The following is a 15,520-nucleotide window of genomic DNA, read 5'->3' on the forward strand; positions in this document are numbered from 1 at the left end:
AAGGACTTGCACCGGCTCTCCCGGCCCCGCGCCGCCCGCTCGGCGATCTCGGCCAGCCTTGCGACCGGGCGACGGCTCCGGACGCCCGGCGGGATTCGGTCTCGTCGCGGTCCGCGGCACGCGCGTTGTCTCTCTTGGGATCCGACGGAGCGGAAGCTTGCCCGCGAGCTAAGGACACCGGGCCATCGGTCGGCCGCTCCGACGGCCGGCCCGGTCCCGCGGCCTCGCCCCGCGTTGCGTTCTGCGCCTCAGCGGCTACACAGGTTCGCCGGTTTTCGCGAGGCACGCGGAGGGTCGGCGGCAGACGGGTTGAGAGCGAAGAGCATCATGGCCGGTGGGATCGAAATCGCCTTTGAACCGCTGACGTCGCGCGGTGGCGGGGGCGACCTCGTCGTGTTTGCGGGCGACGATCTCGCGCTCTCGGGCGCGGCCTCCGAAGCCCTGGGACGGGCGGGTGCCGAGCTGGTGGCCCGGGCCGCGGCGAGCGAGCGCTTCAAGGGCAAGGCGCAGTCGGCGCTGAGCCTGCCGGCCCCGGAGGGTGTCGAGGCCGAGCGGCTGGTGGTGATCGGGCTCGGCTCCGAGAAGGACCGGGCCAAGCTCGACTGGACGCTGCTCGGCGGCTTCACCGCGGGCAAGGTCGGCGGGCGCTCCGCCCGGGTCCTGCTCGACTGGCCGGGGTTTTCCGGCAGCGCCCGGGACGTGGCCGACTTCACGCTGGGCGCGCGCCTGCGCAGCTACCGCTTCGACCGCTACAAGACCAAGAAGAAGGACGAGGACGAGGCCGGCGCCGCCCTGACCCTGCGGGTCGCCGACCCTGCCGCGGCGCAGGCCGCGGCGCGGGACGCCGCCGCGGTGGCCGAGGGCGTGACCCTCGCCCGCAACCTCGTCAACGAGCCGCCGAACGTGCTCTACCCGGAGGAATATGCCCGCCGGGTCTCCGAACTCACGAGCCTCGGCATCGAGGTCGAGATCCTCGACGTGGCGCGCATGCGCGAGATCGGCATGGGCGCCCTGCTCGCGGTGGCCCAAGGCTCGGCCCGCGAGCCGCGGGTGGCGATCATGCGCTGGAACGGGGCGGACGACGCCTCCGAGCCGCCGCTCGCCCTGATCGGCAAGGGCGTGGTGTTCGATTCCGGCGGCGTCTCGATCAAGTCGGCCGGCGGCATGGAGGACATGAAGGGCGACATGGGCGGCTCGGCCGCGGTCGTCGGCGCCCTGCACGCGCTCGCCTCCCGCAAGGCCAAGGCGAACGTCGTCGGCGCCATCGGCATCGTCGAGAACATGCCCGACGGCAACGCCTACCGCCCCTCCGACATCGTCACCTCGCTCTCGGGGCAAACCATCGAGGTCATCAACACCGACGCGGAAGGCCGGCTCGTGCTGGCCGACGTGCTCTGGCACGTGCAGGCGACCTACAAGCCCAAGGCCATGATCGATCTGGCCACGCTCACCGGCGCAATCATCGTGGCGCTGGGCCAGGACATCGCCGGCCTGTTCTCCAACGACGACGACCTGTCCGCCAAGATCACCGCGGCGGGCGAGGCCGCGGGCGAGCGGGTGTGGCGGATGCCGCTGATCCCGGCCTTCGACAAGGCGATCGAGTCGAAGTTCGCCGACATGAAGAACACCGGCGGGCGCCACGGCGGCGCGGCCACGGCGGCGGCCTTCCTCAAGCGCTACGTCAACGACGTGCCCTGGGCCCATCTCGACATCGCCGGCGTGGCCATGGCCTCCACCCCCTCCGAGATCAACCGGAGCTGGGGCGCGGGCTGGGGCGTGCGCCTGCTCGACCGGCTCGTGCGCGAACATTACGAGCGGTGAGCCGCACCGGCGCGCTCTCCGCGGGGGCGGGAGCCGGCCCGGCGGGAGAGGGGACCTCGGTGCGGGCCGGCTGGACCGTTGCCGCGGCGCCGCTCCTCGCGGCGCTGACCGCCCTGTTCGCCGTCTTCCTCACCGGCTTCGATCAACGCAGCGCGATGCCGCCGGACGTGGCCGCGCGGTTCTACGGCTTCTTCCTCGACCGCTACCCGCTCTTCGCCTTCGCCCTCGTCTACGGGCTCGCCCGCGTCCTCGCCGCGGCGCTCGCGCCGAGCCCCGCCTCGGTGCCGCGGCGGCTGATCGGGGCCGCGATCGGCCTCGCGCTGCTGCTGGGGGTGAGCCTGCACCCGACCTTCGGCGGGATGGTGCTGCGCGCCGGCTTCGGCACGGGCAGCGGTGCCTTCCTCAACGGCACGCCGATGACGCTGGCCTACGCGATGGGCGCCGCCGCCGCCGCGGGCGTGTTCGGGCTCGCCCTCGGGCTCGGCGTGCTGCTGACCGGCCGGGCGCCCGCGCCGCCGGCACGCAGCCGGCTGCGCGGCGCGGGGCGCGCGCTCCTGAACGGTCTCACCGCCTTCCTCGCCCTGTGGTTCGCCGCGGCGGTGATCGGGCTGGCCCGCGATGCCGGGTTCGGCCCCTGGCCGCGGCGGTTGCTCGATGCCCGCGACCTCGTCGTCGCCGCGGCCCTGCTGACGGTCGCCGCCCTGCCGCACATGGTCCTCGTGGCCGCGCGCCGGCCAGCGCTGACGCTGCGCGGCCAACGTCACGCCCGCCCGGGACCGGCCGGGGGCGCGGCTTGATCGAACCGGTCGTAACCGCTTAAGCCTCGGCGGAGCCGGCCCGAAGCCGGTCGCCAAGCGCCCGCCGCGACGGGCAGGGAGGATCCAGGATGGTGCAGGACCGGAGCGCGGAGCGCCCTTGGCTGGCCGCCTATCCGCCCGGAATACCGCCCGAGATCGACGCGGACGCGCTCGGCACCGTGATCGACCTGTTCGACCGCAGCGTGCTGCGCTTCGCCGAGCGCCCGGCGGTCACCTGCTTCGGCGCCACCCTGCGCTACCGGGAGGTCGGCGCCGCGGCCCAGGCGGTGGCGGCCTGGCTCGCCGCCAACGGCTTCGGCAAACGCGCCGACGGCCTCGGCGACCGCGTGGCGGTGATGATGCCCAACGTCCCGGCCTGCCCCGTCGCGCTGCTGGGCGTGCTGGTGGCCGGCTGCACGGTCGTCAACGTCAACCCGCTCTACACCCCGCGCGAACTGGCCGCGCAGATCAACGATTCCGGCGCCCGCGTCCTGTTCGTGCTCGAGAACTTCGCCCACACGGTCGAGCGGGCCCTGCCGGACATGCCGAGCCTGGAGCGGATCGTCTTGGCCGGACCCGGCGACTTGCTCGGGCTGAAGGGGCGGGTCGTGGATCTCGTCTCGCGCCGGGTGAAGCGGGCGGTGCCGCCCTACGCCCTGCCGGCGACGAGCACCCTGCGGTTCGAGGCGGTGCTGCGGGCCGGGCGCGGCCTGAAGCGCCCCGCCGTCGCGGTCGAACCCGGCGACATCGCCTTCCTGCAATATACCGGCGGCACCACGGGCATCGCCAAGGCGGCGATGCTGACCCACCGCAACATCATGGCCAATATCGAGCAGAGCCGGCTCTGGTTCCGCGGCGATGACGACGGGGGCGGCCAGCAGGTGGCGGTGACGGCGCTGCCGCTCTACCACATCTTCGCGTTGACGGCCTGCTTCCTGTTCTTCTTCCGGATGGGCGGCTGCTGCCTGCTGATCCCGAACCCGCGCGACATCGACGGCTTCGTGAAGACGCTCGCCCGCACCCGCTTCACGAACTTCGCCGGGGTGAACACGCTGTTCAACGCGCTCAACAACCACCCGAAGATCGGCACGGTCGATTTCTCGAAGGTCGAGTACGTGGTGGGCGGCGGCATGGCGGTGCAGTCGGCGGTGGCCGCCCGCTGGAAGGCGATCACCGGCCAGACCATCCTCGAAGGCTACGGCCTCTCGGAAACCTCGCCCGTGGTGAGCGTGAACCCGCTCGGCCTCAAGGACTGGACCGGAACGATCGGCTTTCCCCTGCCTTCGACCGAGGTGACGATCCGGGCCGAGGACGGCACGGTGCTGCCCTTCGGCGTGCCGGGCGAACTCTGCGTGCGTGGCCCCCAGGTCATGGCCGGCTACTGGAACCGCCCCGAGGAGACGCGGGCAGCCACAACCGCCGACGGCTTCTTCCGCACCGGCGACGTCGCCGTGATGACGCCGGACGGGCAGATCCGCATCGTCGACCGGATGAAGGACATGATCCTCGTCTCCGGCTTCAACGTCTACCCGAACGAGGTCGAGGACGTGCTCGCCGCCCATCCGGCGGTGCTCGAATGCGCCGTGGTCGGCGCGCCCTGCGGCGAGAGCGGCGAGATGGTGGTCGCCCACGTGGTGCTGCGCGACGCCTCGGTGGAGCCGGATGCGCTGCGGGCGCATGCCCGCGCGAGCCTGACCGGCTACAAGGTGCCCCGGCGGATCGTGATCCAGGACAGCCTGCCCAAGACCAATGTCGGCAAGGTGCTGCGCCGGGCGCTGCGGGAGACCGGGGTGGGGGCCGGCTGAAATCGTCGACTCGGCCCACACGGCCTGGTCGGCAATCATCCGCGGGGACGAGTTGCGCCCGCCGCGGCGGCTTGAGCCGCCGCTACCGGCGCCCCGCGCAAGCGACGTTCCTACGGCGTGTGCCCAAACAGCTTGAACAGGGTGAAGGCCAGCACGGAGACGCCGCCCAAGCAAAGCGCGATGGTCGTCAGCGTGAGTGTGATCGTTGCCCGAACGTCGGGAATGTTCGAGATCTTGCCCTCGACGCCCTGAAGGCGGCCCCCGAGTTCTCCGCCGACCTTCGCCAGAGCCTCACCGCTGGCCTTGGTGTCCAGCTTCGCCTCAAGTCCGGTCAGGCGGCTCTCGATGGATCCGAAGCGCCTCTCGCTCTCGAGCCGGCTGTCGGCGATACCCTTCGCAATGCCATCGAGCTTGCTGATGATGAGTTCCTGGCCCTTTTCCAGGGCGGCGACGCGCTGATCCATATCGTCCGAGCCTCCTCCATTACCAGACCCTGCATGATTACCTTTACTCTGCCTAGCAGAGCGCATCTGGACCGAGGGATTATTTGAGGCTAAGCGAATATGATCAGCCATTTTCTGAAATTACTTCCTTATTGAAGTTCAGCCATTCAGAGATTTTATGCCGATTGAATATTCTAGTATTTCCGCAATTATCACAACTCATCATATAGATTGAAGATGCTCCAATAACGTCGAACTGCCCGTCCTTTCGCACATATGCAATCACAGGAATCGTCCCATCTTCCGAATCATGCGTATTCCAGTCTTCAGAACGGCACATTTCACAATGTGGAGGAATATTTTTTGCCGTAAAAAATCTCGCGACGTCTGCAAATTGGATGTCTGAAAATGCAAGATCTCGATCAACGTCGAATTTTTCTGCGGTCATCAGTTAAATTCCTCAGGATTGACCCTTTGCGAGGGTCATCGGAGTCGCCCATCCAATCTGAGAAGATGGAACGGATGGGTTCGGCGCGAGACAGCGAGGCGTCCTGCCGTCGGCGCGGCCACCCAATTGCAACGTCTGCTCAGTGGTCCGGCACAACAGCCTCAGGCCTGCGAGCGAATAACTCGCAGGACGGTGCTTCTTTTGTTGTTTTACTACACCCAACACCATAGATATTTTGCTCACATCAAGCAAAGGCAGGCCAGGAACAGCAGCACGCCCTACCGAGGTCCGAGCCGCCGACCGCTTTGATCGAACGAGCAACGACCTGCACACGGATAGCATAGATATAGAGATTGGTTCGCATCGTGCAGGCCATCCTGCAAGCCTGCAAACGAATCCGTCCCCCGCGTCATCACTGTCCGTCGGACCGGTTCATTGGGCGAGCCCGCAACGCGCCATGTCCTTGCAGGACAGCCTGCCCAAGACCAATGTCGGCAAGGTGCTGCGCCGGGCGCTGCGGGAGACCGGGGTGGGGGCCGGCTGAGCGCTCAGCCCCGGCCGCATGCGCCGACGATCCGGTCGACCCGCAGCACCGGGCGGTCGTCCTCGCCGGGGATCAGCCGTCCCATGACGGCGAGGCAGCGCCGCTCGTCCCAGGCCTTCGCGATCGCAGCGCGGGCGTCCGGGTCGCCGATCATCGGCGGCGGCGGATCGCGGCCGTCGCGGTCGGCGTAGAGCAGGTTCTGCCGCTCGGCCTGCCCCCGCGCCCCGGGCACGTACAGGCCCCGGCCGGGGCAGGGCAGGCGAAGGCAGCGGATGCCGGTCTCGCCGACATGCAGCAGCCCGGCCTCGGCGCGGGGGCCGTTGGCGACGAGCGGCGGCGGCGCCTCCTGCGCCCGGGCGAGGCCGGCCATCAGGCCGACCGTGAGGAGCCCCGCCGCGGGAAGGCCTTCAACGATTCGCCAAGCCATTGCGCCGCCGGGTCTCCCGGATCTCGTCCTTGCTCGCGAGCATCTTGTCGCGCAGTGATCGCAGCCCCTGGCGGACCTCCTCCCATTCCTTGGAGAAGGCCGTCTTGGAGGTGAGAGGGTTGTCGTGCGCCGCGTCCCAGGCGAGCGCCGCATCGATCCGGGCCACCGCCGCATCGACATCGCCGAAAGCGTAGGTGTTGACCGGGCGTCCGACGCTCTCCGAGAGCGCGGAGAACAGCACCCGGTCGTTGGCGCCCGCCGGCGGCTTGGTCGCGGCCAGATGGAAGCGGTAGCGCAGTTGGCCGACATAGAACCACATCACCGCCTCGTCCGCCCGGTCCGGCCGGCCGAGCAACTGCGCCGCGACGCGATAGAGTTCGGCCGGGTGAAGCGTCTCGGCCCGCGCGAGGCTCTCGTCGGGCGGCGGCGCGGCCGTCCCGGACGGGGAGGCGAACGCCGTCGCGCCGAGCATCAGCATCGCCATGGCGGCCAGCGACGCTCCGACGCCTCGCCGGGGCAGATGGACCGGCATCCGCACTCCCTTCCCGAATCTCCGTGCCCTCCAGCCTAACCGCGCGCCGCCCGGATGGACAATCCGGGCGCGGTCCATGCCGGCGCGGCCTCGCGCAAGACATCGGAAACGTCGCTTAACATTCTGTGGAATCTTGCGAAAATTTGCACGAGCAGTTTCGCAGTGAGGACGCTCGAAGGCCGCGCAGGGGCTGCGTCAGGCAGAAAACTGCGTCCCGCCGAAGCGGATATCCGGGCTATTGTGCAGTGCGGAACCGCGCCCGCCAGCGATCATTGCCCCCGATGTGGTCCTACCGGCGAAGGGATCTCGGGCGACGCGGGGGCCTCGTCCGGCTCGCGTCCTTCGCCGGCAGGATCGGCCGCGAAAAGGATATCGATGGCGCAAGCCCACGCATTCTTCGACGAGCTGATCGGCTGGATCGTGCAGTGGCCCTGGTGGGTGGCGAGCCCGATCCTGATCGCCGGCTGCTGCGCGCTGGTGCTGCCCCTGCACGGGGTGGCCTACCGCTTCGCGCAGAGGGCGGTGAGCGGGAAGAGCCTGTTCTGGCGCTCGTTGGTCGCCCGCACCCGGGGGCCGAGCCGGCTCGCGCTGCTGGTGGTGACCCTGGCGCTCGCGGTCTCGACCGCACCCCTCACCTGGCAGATCCGGCTCGTCCTCAATCAGGTCCTGCTCGTCGCCTTCGTGACGCTGGCGGGCTGGACCTGCGCCACGGCGATCCACATCGCCACCGTGATCTACCTGCGCCGGTTCAAGCTGGACGCGGAAGACAACCTGCTCGCCCGCAAGCACTTCGCGCAGATGCGCATCCTGGAGCGGGCGGCGCTGACGCTGGTGGCCCTCGTCACCGCGGCCATCGCGCTGATGACCTTCGAGCCCGTGCGGCAATACGGGGTGAGCCTGCTCGCCTCGGCGGGCGCCGCCGGCCTGATCCTGGGTCTAGCGATGCAGCCGGTGCTCTCCAACCTCGTGGCGGGCATCCAGATCGCCATCACCCAGCCGATCCGGATCGAGGATGCGGTCATCGTCGAGAACGAGTGGGGCTGGGTCGAGGAGATCACGGCGACCTACGTGGTCGTGCGCCTGTGGGATTGGCGCCGCCTCGTGCTGCCGCTGACCTACTTCATCCAGAAGCCGTTCCAGAACTGGACCCGGGAGGGCGCCTCGCTGATCGGGTCCGTCTTCCTCTACGTCGATCACAGGGCCCCGATCGAGGCGATGCGGCAGGAATTGCGGCGGATCGCGGGAGCGTCCCGGCTCTGGGACGGCAACGTGGTCAACCTGCAGGTCTCGGATGCGCGGGAGGGCGTGATCGAGCTGCGGATGCTGGCGAGCGCCCGCAACGCGCCCCAGACCTGGGACCTGCGCTGCGAGGTGCGCGAGAAGATGATCGGCTTCCTGCAGAAGGAGCACCCCTCCGCCCTGCCGCGGCAACGGGCGGAATGGGTCACCCCCGACCCGTCCTATCCCGACTGCCAGATCACGCCCAGGGCCGGCCACGAGCCTGGCCTGCGCGGCGAGCGCCCGGCCCGGGGCGATCCCCGCGCCGCGGCGGCCTGAACGAACAAGGGGTCCGGTGCGGTCGATGCCGCACCGGACCCCTCTCTTCCGCCTTGCGGGCGCCTTGCGGGGAAGTCCGCTCAGCAGCTCGCGTGGCCGCACTGGCGGATGTCGGAGATGGTCTTGCGCATCGGCTCGACGCCGACGGCACCGGGCAGGATCTCGTCGCCGATCACGAAGGCGGGCGTGCCCGACAGGCTGAGCTTGTCGCCCAGCCCCACGTTCTCGCTGAGCGCGGCCTTCACCTCCGGCCCCTGGGCGTCCTTCTTCAGGCGCTCGACATCGGCGCCGAATTCCTTGGCCACCGCGATCGCCCGCTCGCCGTTGATGCGGCCCTTCGTCTCCAGAAGCTTGGCGTGGTAGTCGAACATCTTCTCGGGCTTGAGCTGCAACTTCGCCGCCAGCGCGATCCGGCTCGCCTCCAGCGACTCGGCGCCGAGCACGGGGAAGTCCTTGAGCACGACGCGCAGCTTCGGATCGGACTTGATCAGGGTCTGCACGTCCGTGAACGCCTTGCGGCAGTAACCGCAATTGTAATCGAAGAACTCGACCACGGTGACGTCGCCGTTCGGATTGCCGGCGACGATGCCGTGCGGCGAGTTCACCAGCGCCTCGCGGGAGTCCTTGAGGGCGGCGGCCTGGGCCAGCTTCTGCGTCTCCTGGGCCCGGCGCTCGCCCTCGGCGATCGCCTCCTGGAGCACGTCCGGGTTCTTCACGAGGTAGTCCTTGACGATCCCCTCGATGGCCTTGCGCTGGGCGTCGGTGAAGGGGGCGGCCTCTTCCGCACGGGCGCCCGCGGCCGCGCCGAGTGCGAGAGAGCCGGCGAGGGCGAGGGCGGAAACGGAGCGGAGGAGTTGCATCGATACCTCGAACGTGAAGGACGGGAACGGATCCTGAGGCCGGCCCCGGGGCCGGGAGTATGGCACGGGGCGCCCGGCGCGCCGATGCGACTCATGCCGACGGCGCGCCGCGGGTTCGACCGGCCTTGTGCCGGGGGGCTGCGGCGTTTTCACGGCGTGCTGGAACCGATGCAACCAATCGTCATCAAACGCGGGCGTTGGCGGCGCGGAATTATAGATTTGCTAAATGCTTGGCCCCAAATTCTGCATCCACGCGAAAGAGCCGGGATTACGAGTGATCCCGGCTCCAGCGGAAGGCCGGCCGCGACGACGGCCGCCATCGCCCGTGCACCGGGGGAACGCGGGACGATCGCTTTCGGGCGATCATCCGGAAGGAGGGGCGCAACGTGATCGTCGTGGTGAGCGACCGTCCGGATCGGAGCAAGGCCCTCGTCGACGCCGTGCTCTCGGTCGCCGAGTGCCGCGTCGTGGGCACCGGCGAGACCTGGGACCGGATCGGCGATTTCCGCGGTGTGATCGCCGACGTCACGCTGGGCCGGCCAGAGGCGAAGCGATGCCTGCGCCTGCTCGCGACCCGGCCGGCACGCGCCCGCACGCCGCTGATCTGCCTGACCCGCGGCAGCGGACAAACCGCCTTCACCGAGGCCCGCAATCTCGGCGCCACCCTGTGCCTGTCGGCCCTGGCCGAGCCGCGCATGGTGGTGGGCTCGCTCGTGCGCGAGGTCTGGCCCGACAAGTCGGTGGCCGACCTCGTGGTGACCCGCGAGGCCGAGCGGGCGGGCACCCTGATGACGCGCCTGTTCGAATCGGCCCAGACCGGCACGATCGACATGCCGAGCGTGGAGCAGGGCATCGCCCCGGTGCTCGACGCGATCCACGAGGGCGGCCTGACCCGCTGGCTCGACGAGGTCTGGACCCATGACGACGTGACCTTCCAGCACTGCCTGCTGGTCTCCGGCACGGCCGCCGCCTTCACCCAGGGCCTCGGCCTCTCCACCGCCGACAAGCAGCTCCTGACCCGCGCCGCCCTGGTCCACGACGTGGGCAAGTCGCGCATTCCCCACGCCATCCTGAACAAGCCCGGCCGGCTCGACGACGACGAGCGGGCGGTGATGCAGACCCATGCGCCGCTGGGTCACGAGATCTTGAGCGCGTCGGGCGGCTGCGATCCGATCACCCTGGCCGTGGCGCGGCACCACCACGAGATGCTCGACGGTTCGGGCTATCCGGACAAGCTCTGCGCCGATGCGATCGGCGATCCCGTGCGGCTGCTGACGATCTGCGACATCTACGCCGCCCTGATCGAGCGGCGGCCCTACAAGGCGCCGATGACGACCCGCGACGCGCTCTCGATCCTGTCGGGCATGGACGGCAAGCTCGAGGGCGGCCTCGTGCAGGCCTTCGGCCGGGTGGTTCAGGGCACGCCCTGAGGCACAAGCCGCGCGGTGGGTATTCTCGGGAGGGCGCGGGCGGGACGCGGCGATTGAGCGGAAGGCCGGCAAGGTCTACCAGCAGCCGGATTCCGCCTCTGCCGCAGGAGTCCCGCTTGAGCACCGACCCCGCCCTCTCGCGCCGCGCGCAAGGCGTGGCGCCCTTCCTGGCGATGGACGTGATGGCCGCGGCCGGCGCCCGCGAGCGGCGCGGGGAGGGCGTCGTCCACATGGAGGTCGGCCAGCCCTCGGCGCCCGCGCCCCGGGCGGTGATCGCGGCGGCGCAGGCCGCGCTCGCCGACGGGCGCATTCCCTACACGGAGGCGCTCGGGCTTCCGCGTCTGCGCGAGCGCATCGCCCGGCACTACGCCGAGACCTACGGCGTGCGCCTCTCTCCCGAGCGGGTCGTGGTGACGACGGGCTCCTCGGCGGGCTTCGTGCTGGCCTTCCTCGCCCTGTTCGATGCGGGCGCGCGGGTCGGCGTGCCGCGCCCGGGCTATCCGGCCTATGACGGCATCCTGCGCGCCCTCGACCTGATCCCGCAGCCGCTGACCCTGCGTGCCGAGGACCGCTACGCCCCGACCCCCGCGCTGGTGCGCGCGGTCCACGCCGCGGAACAGCTCTCGGGCCTGCTGGTGATGAGCCCGGCCAACCCCTCGGGCACGGTGATCGAGCCCGCCCGCCTCGCCGAACTCTGCGACACGGCCCGGGCACTCGCGCTGCCGTTCATCTCCGACGAGATCTATCACGGCCTCAGCTACGGCGTGCCGACGGCGACCGCCCTGCAATTCGATGCCGACGCCGTCGTCATCAACTCCTTCTCGAAGTTCTACTGCATGACCGGCTGGCGAGTCGGCTGGATGGTGGTGCCGGACAGGCTCGTGCGCGGAATCGAGCGGCTGGCGCAGAACCTCTACATCTCGGCGCCCTACCTCTCGCAGGTTGCCGCGCTGGCCGCCTTCGACACGCTCGCCGAGATCGCCACGATCCGCGACGGCTACGCGCAGAACCGCGCCCTGCTCCTCGACGCGCTGCCAGGGCTGGGTTTCACCGACATCCACCCCGTGGACGGCGCCTTCTATCTCTACGCCGACATCGCCCGGCACACGGACGACGCCGGCGCCTTCTGCCGGCGCATGCTCGACGAGGCGGGCGTGGCGGCCACCCCCGGCCTCGATTTCGACCCGGTGGAGGGCGGCCACCACATCCGCTTCTCCTTCGCCGGCTCGAACGCGGAGTGCACCGAGGCGGTGGCACGGCTGAAGGGCTGGCTGCGCTGACGGCGGACCCGATCGCGGCGTCCATCGCGGGCCACCGGAGCACGCCGCGGGCTGACGCGGTTTCCGTTTGACCGCCTCGGCACTCACCGCGAACCGTCATCGCGAGCGTGAGCGGAGCGATCCAGGGGCGCGACCTCTCCGGATCGTTCGGAGCGCTGGAGGACTTCGGCTCCGCCTCGCGATGACGATGGCGATCGCGTGGAAACGGTCCGACGCGTCACCTCAGGACGAGGGCTGAGAGCCGGCGAACATGCAAAGCGGGGCCCGGCTGAGCCGGACCCCGCTTCGATTTCATGAGGTGGGTGCCGTGGCGGCACCCGGGTTCGACGCGCGGGCCGGCGAGACCCGCGGCCGCCTCAATCCCCGGCCAGGGCCGCCTTGGTGCGCGACCACCAGCCGGCCCGCTTCGGGCGGTTCGGATCGGGGGGCGTCAGGACCACGGCGACGGGTTCCGGCGCGGGCTCGGAGGTCACCTCTGACGTGGTCTCGGCCTGGATCGGCTCGGCCTCCGGCGCGGGCACGACCGGCGGCGGCTCGGCGGCGGCGCCGTTGCCGGCCGCCACGGAGACCGTGGTCACGTCGTCGTTGCTCACCGGCTCCTCGGGCCCGACCGGGAGGGTGTCGGAGGCGGTCTCCTCCGGATGCGCCTCCGCACCGGCCTCGTCCGCCTCGTTCCCCTCGCCGTCGGCCTCGTGGCGGCCGTTGCGCTCGGGCCGGCCGCGACCGCGCCCGCCCCGGCGCCCGCGGCGGCGGCGGCGATTGCCCTCCGCATCGTCCCCGTTGGCATCCCCGTTCGCGTCGGCACCCGCGTCCTGAGCCTCGCCCGCCTCGGTGGCGGTCTCGTCGCGCGCGGCGCCCGCCCCGACGGCCTCATCGGCGGTCTCGGCTTCGTCCCCGTCCTCGGCATCGGAGCCGTCCTCGGCCCCGTCCTCGCCGCCCGCGCGGGCCTCGCCCTCACCGGAGGAACGCCCGCCGCGGCGGCGGCGACGGCGGCGACGGCGGCCGCCGGATTCGTCGGTGCCCTCGGAGGCCGGACGCTCCTCGGCCGCGCTCTCGGCCTCGGGCCCGGTCTCGACCTCGCTCTCGGCCTCCTCGGCCTCGATGACGTCGTCCTCGAACTCCTCGGCCTCGTAGACCGGCGAGATCGCCACCGCGCGCACGCCCGTCACCGGGCCCTCGTGCTTCACCGCGGGCTCGCCGCGCTCGAGCTGGAAGGCGGAAGTCGCGACGAGCCGGTCGTCGGCGGAGATGGTGACCGTGACCGAGAAGCGCTGCTCGAGGTCGAAGAGGTGCGCCCGCTTCTGATTGAGGATGTAGAGCGCCGTCTCGGTGCGGGTGCGCAGCACGACGTTGTGGCTCGCCGACTTGAGCAGCACCTCCTCGATCGAGCGCAGGATGTGCAGCGCCACCGAGGAGGTCGCCCGCACGAAGCCCGAGCCGCCGCAATGGGCGCAAGGGATCGAGGAGGATTCGAGCACGCCGGTGCGGATGCGCTGGCGGCTCATCTCAAGCAGGCCGAAGGGCGAGATCCGCCCGACCTGGATGCGCGCCCGGTCGTTCTTGAGCGCCTCGTTCAGGCGCTTCTCCACCGCCCGGTTGTTGCGCTTCTCCTCCATGTCGATGAAGTCGATCACGACGAGGCCGGCCAGATCGCGCAGGCGCACCTGCCGGGCGACCTCTTCGGCCGCCTCGAGGTTCGTCTTGAGCGCGGTGTCCTCGATGTCGTGCTCGCGGGTGGCGCGGCCCGAGTTCACGTCGATCGAGACCAGCGCCTCGGTCGGGTTGATGACGAGGTAGCCGCCCGAGCGCAGCGCGACGTGGGTCGAGAACATCGCGTCGAGCTGCTGCTCGACGCCGTAGCGGGCGAAGATCGGCGTCGGGTCGCGGTAGGGCTTCACGACCTTGGACTGGCCGGGCATCAGCATCCGCATGAAGTCCTTGGCCTCGCGGTAGGCGTCCTCGCCGGAGACCAGAACCTCGTCGAGATCCTTGTTGTAGAGGTCGCGGATCGCCCGCTTGATCAGCGAGCCTTCCTCGTAGACCAGCGCCGGGGCGGTCGAGGACAGCGTCAGCTCGCGCACGCTCTCCCACAGGCGCATCAGATACTCGAAGTCGCGCTTGATCTCGGGCTTGGTGCGCGAGGCGCCGGCCGTGCGCAGGATGATGCCCATCCCGTCCGGCACGTCGAGGTCGGCCACCACTTCCTTGAGGCGCTTGCGGTCGGCCGCCGAGGTGATCTTGCGCGAGATGCCGCCGCCCCGGCCGGTATTGGGCATCAGCACCGAGTAGCGGCCGGCGAGCGACAGGTAGGTGGTGAGCGCCGCGCCCTTGGTGCCGCGCTCTTCCTTGACGACCTGGACGAGGATGATCTGGCGGCGCTTGATCACCTCCTGGATCTTGTAGTGGCGGCGATAGGCGCGCGGGCGCTCGGGGATCTCGGCGAGCGCGTCGCCCGAGCCGCCGACCTGCGCGACGCGCGGCTCGCCGTCCTCGGATTCCTCGTCCTCTTCCTCGTCGTCATCCTCGGACTCGTCGTCGTCGGAATCCTCGTCCTCGTCCTCGTCGTCGGACTCGTCATCCTCCGAATCGTCGTCCTCGGACTCGTCCTCGTCGGAATCCTCGTCCGTCGCCTCGGCCTCGGAGAGCGGGGCGCTGGCGGCGACGGGCTGCGGCTCGACCGTCTCCGCCCCTGCGGGCGAAGACTCGGCGGAAGCGGGCTCGGCAGCCTCCGCGGCCTCGACGGGCGGATTGGGAGCCTCGGAGATCGCCGCGATGTCGGAGGACTCGGCCGTGGCGGCGTCCGGCGCGGGAGCCTCGGCGGATGCGCCGGGCTCCAGGGCCGTCTCGGGCAGGCTCGCGGAGGCGTCGCCGCCGGTCTCGACGGTTGCGCCTTCGGTGTCGCCGGCCTCGCCCTCGCTCCGGCCCTCGATCAGCGCGGCGCGCACGGCCTCGATGGCCTCCGGCGCGGGCGCGTCCGCGGCCGGGCCCTCGCCCGGGATGACGTTCTCGGCGGAGACCGATCCCTCGACGACCTCGTCGGCCGTTTCCTGCGACTTGACGGTGTCGTCGCCCCGGGCGCCGCGGGCCTCGGCCCGGCGCCCGCGCGAGCGGCGGCCCCGCGGCGGACGGCGCTCCTCGCGCTCGCGGTGCTCCTCCTCCTCGCGCGCCTCGGCCTCGATGAGCGCGAGGCGGTCGGCCATCGGGATCTGGTAGTAGTCCGGGTGGATCTCGTTGAAGGCGAGGAAGCCGTGGCGGTTGCCGCCGTACTCGACGAAGGCCGCCTGGAGCGAGGGCTCCACGCGGGTGACCTTGGCGAGATAGATGTTGCCCCTCAGAGGCCGGCGGTTGGCCGCCTCGAAATCGAATTCCTCGACCCGGGAACCCTGGACCGTGACGACCCGGGTCTCCTCCGGGTGCATCGCGTCGATGAGCATCTTGTTGTTGGCCATGACGAACTTTCGTTCATGGCGGCCGACGTCGTTCTCCTCACGCATGCGCCGCGTCGTCCCGGCGGGGCCTCACCCGGCCCCGAGGCCGGAGGAAAGAGGACGCGCGCCGGCCTCGTTGCCGAGGGTG

At 70.5% G+C, this 15,520-nt stretch carries 12 protein-coding genes; 6 read left to right on the forward strand and 6 right to left on the reverse strand.

Annotated elements, in window-relative coordinates; translation table 11 throughout:
- Positions 1-327 precede the first annotated feature (327 nt).
- The 3 genes from BY998_RS12375 to BY998_RS12385 all read left to right on the forward strand — a co-directional run bounded on the left by BY998_RS12375 (position 328) and on the right by BY998_RS12385 (position 4,423).
- Positions 328-1,821, forward strand: coding sequence for a leucyl aminopeptidase (locus BY998_RS12375; protein WP_110351920.1), 1,494 nt, complete (start codon positions 328-330; stop codon positions 1,819-1,821).
- Entirely contained in the window at positions 1,818-2,618 is an 801-nt protein-coding gene (locus BY998_RS12380; protein ID WP_110351921.1) for a hypothetical protein, read from the forward strand. The genes BY998_RS12375 and BY998_RS12380 overlap by 4 nt, the downstream gene beginning before the upstream one ends.
- 89 nt (positions 2,619-2,707) lie before the next feature.
- Positions 2,708-4,423 carry an AMP-binding protein gene (locus BY998_RS12385; RefSeq protein WP_110351922.1) on the forward strand — a complete coding sequence of 572 codons (1,716 nt, stop codon included), beginning with the start codon at positions 2,708-2,710 and terminating at the stop codon, positions 4,421-4,423.
- Positions 4,424-4,533: 110 nt separating this feature from the next.
- Here the strand turns inward: BY998_RS12385 and BY998_RS12390 are convergent, their stop codons facing one another.
- The 4 genes from BY998_RS12390 to BY998_RS12400 form a co-directional block, all read right to left on the reverse strand.
- Positions 4,534-4,887, reverse strand: a complete 354-nt coding sequence (locus BY998_RS12390; protein WP_110351923.1) for a hypothetical protein — start codon at positions 4,885-4,887, stop codon at positions 4,534-4,536.
- 103 nt (positions 4,888-4,990) lie between these two features.
- Positions 4,991-5,314 (reverse strand): hypothetical protein, encoded by a 324-nt coding sequence (locus BY998_RS23970; protein WP_146221773.1) that lies wholly within the window; start codon positions 5,312-5,314, stop codon positions 4,991-4,993.
- Between the two features lie 548 nt (positions 5,315-5,862).
- Complete coding sequence (locus BY998_RS12395) at positions 5,863-6,285, reverse strand: hypothetical protein (protein ID WP_110351924.1); 423 nt, start codon at positions 6,283-6,285, stop codon at positions 5,863-5,865.
- The gene (locus tag BY998_RS12400; RefSeq protein ID WP_110351925.1) at positions 6,266-6,817 is read right to left on the reverse strand and encodes a hypothetical protein; all 552 of its coding nucleotides are present in this window, start codon (positions 6,815-6,817) and stop codon (positions 6,266-6,268) included. The genes BY998_RS12395 and BY998_RS12400 overlap by 20 nt, the downstream gene beginning before the upstream one ends.
- A 375-nt stretch (positions 6,818-7,192) precedes the next feature.
- On the opposite strand from BY998_RS12400, the gene BY998_RS12405 reads away from it, so the two are divergent.
- Positions 7,193-8,374 carry a mechanosensitive ion channel family protein gene (locus BY998_RS12405; RefSeq protein ID WP_110351926.1) on the forward strand — a complete coding sequence of 394 codons (1,182 nt, stop codon included), beginning with the start codon at positions 7,193-7,195 and terminating at the stop codon, positions 8,372-8,374.
- Positions 8,375-8,454: 80 nt separating this feature from the next.
- On the opposite strand, the gene BY998_RS12410 is transcribed toward BY998_RS12405, so the two are convergent.
- Positions 8,455-9,234: a DsbA family protein gene (locus BY998_RS12410; RefSeq protein WP_110351927.1), complete on the reverse strand. Its 780-nt coding sequence runs from the start codon at positions 9,232-9,234 to the stop codon at positions 8,455-8,457.
- Between the two features lie 386 nt (positions 9,235-9,620).
- On the opposite strand from BY998_RS12410, the gene BY998_RS12415 reads away from it, so the two are divergent.
- On the forward strand, positions 9,621-10,664 hold the full coding sequence (locus BY998_RS12415; RefSeq protein ID WP_110351928.1) for an HD domain-containing phosphohydrolase: 1,044 nt from the start codon (positions 9,621-9,623) through the stop codon (positions 10,662-10,664).
- 116 nt (positions 10,665-10,780) lie between these two features.
- Entirely contained in the window at positions 10,781-11,944 is a 1,164-nt protein-coding gene (locus BY998_RS12420) for an aminotransferase class I/II-fold pyridoxal phosphate-dependent enzyme (RefSeq protein ID WP_110351929.1), read from the forward strand.
- Positions 11,945-12,300: 356 nt separating this feature from the next.
- Here BY998_RS12420 and BY998_RS12425 read toward each other — a convergent pair whose 3' ends face one another.
- Positions 12,301-15,393 (reverse strand): ribonuclease E/G, encoded by a 3,093-nt coding sequence (locus BY998_RS12425; RefSeq protein ID WP_110352026.1) that lies wholly within the window; start codon positions 15,391-15,393, stop codon positions 12,301-12,303.
- Between the last annotated feature and the right edge of the window lie 127 nt (positions 15,394-15,520).

Source organism: Methylobacterium sp. B4, assembly GCF_003201865.1.
Taxonomy (GTDB): domain Bacteria; phylum Pseudomonadota; class Alphaproteobacteria; order Rhizobiales; family Beijerinckiaceae; genus Methylobacterium.

Coding starts and splice junctions, on each gene's coding strand:
- BY998_RS12375 (WP_110351920.1), top strand. CDS start 328: ATGGCCGGTGGGATCGAAATCGCCTTTGAACCGCTGACGTCGCGCGGT.
- BY998_RS12385 (WP_110351922.1), top strand. CDS start 2,708: ATGGTGCAGGACCGGAGCGCGGAGCGCCCTTGGCTGGCCGCCTATCCG.
- BY998_RS12390 (WP_110351923.1), bottom strand. CDS start 4,887: ATGGATCAGCGCGTCGCCGCCCTGGAAAAGGGCCAGGAACTCATCATC.
- BY998_RS23970 (WP_146221773.1), bottom strand. CDS start 5,314: ATGACCGCAGAAAAATTCGACGTTGATCGAGATCTTGCATTTTCAGAC.
- BY998_RS12395 (WP_110351924.1), bottom strand. CDS start 6,285: ATGGCTTGGCGAATCGTTGAAGGCCTTCCCGCGGCGGGGCTCCTCACG.
- BY998_RS12400 (WP_110351925.1), bottom strand. CDS start 6,817: ATGCCGGTCCATCTGCCCCGGCGAGGCGTCGGAGCGTCGCTGGCCGCC.
- BY998_RS12405 (WP_110351926.1), top strand. CDS start 7,193: ATGGCGCAAGCCCACGCATTCTTCGACGAGCTGATCGGCTGGATCGTG.
- BY998_RS12410 (WP_110351927.1), bottom strand. CDS start 9,234: ATGCAACTCCTCCGCTCCGTTTCCGCCCTCGCCCTCGCCGGCTCTCTC.
- BY998_RS12425 (WP_110352026.1), bottom strand. CDS start 15,393: ATGGCCAACAACAAGATGCTCATCGACGCGATGCACCCGGAGGAGACC.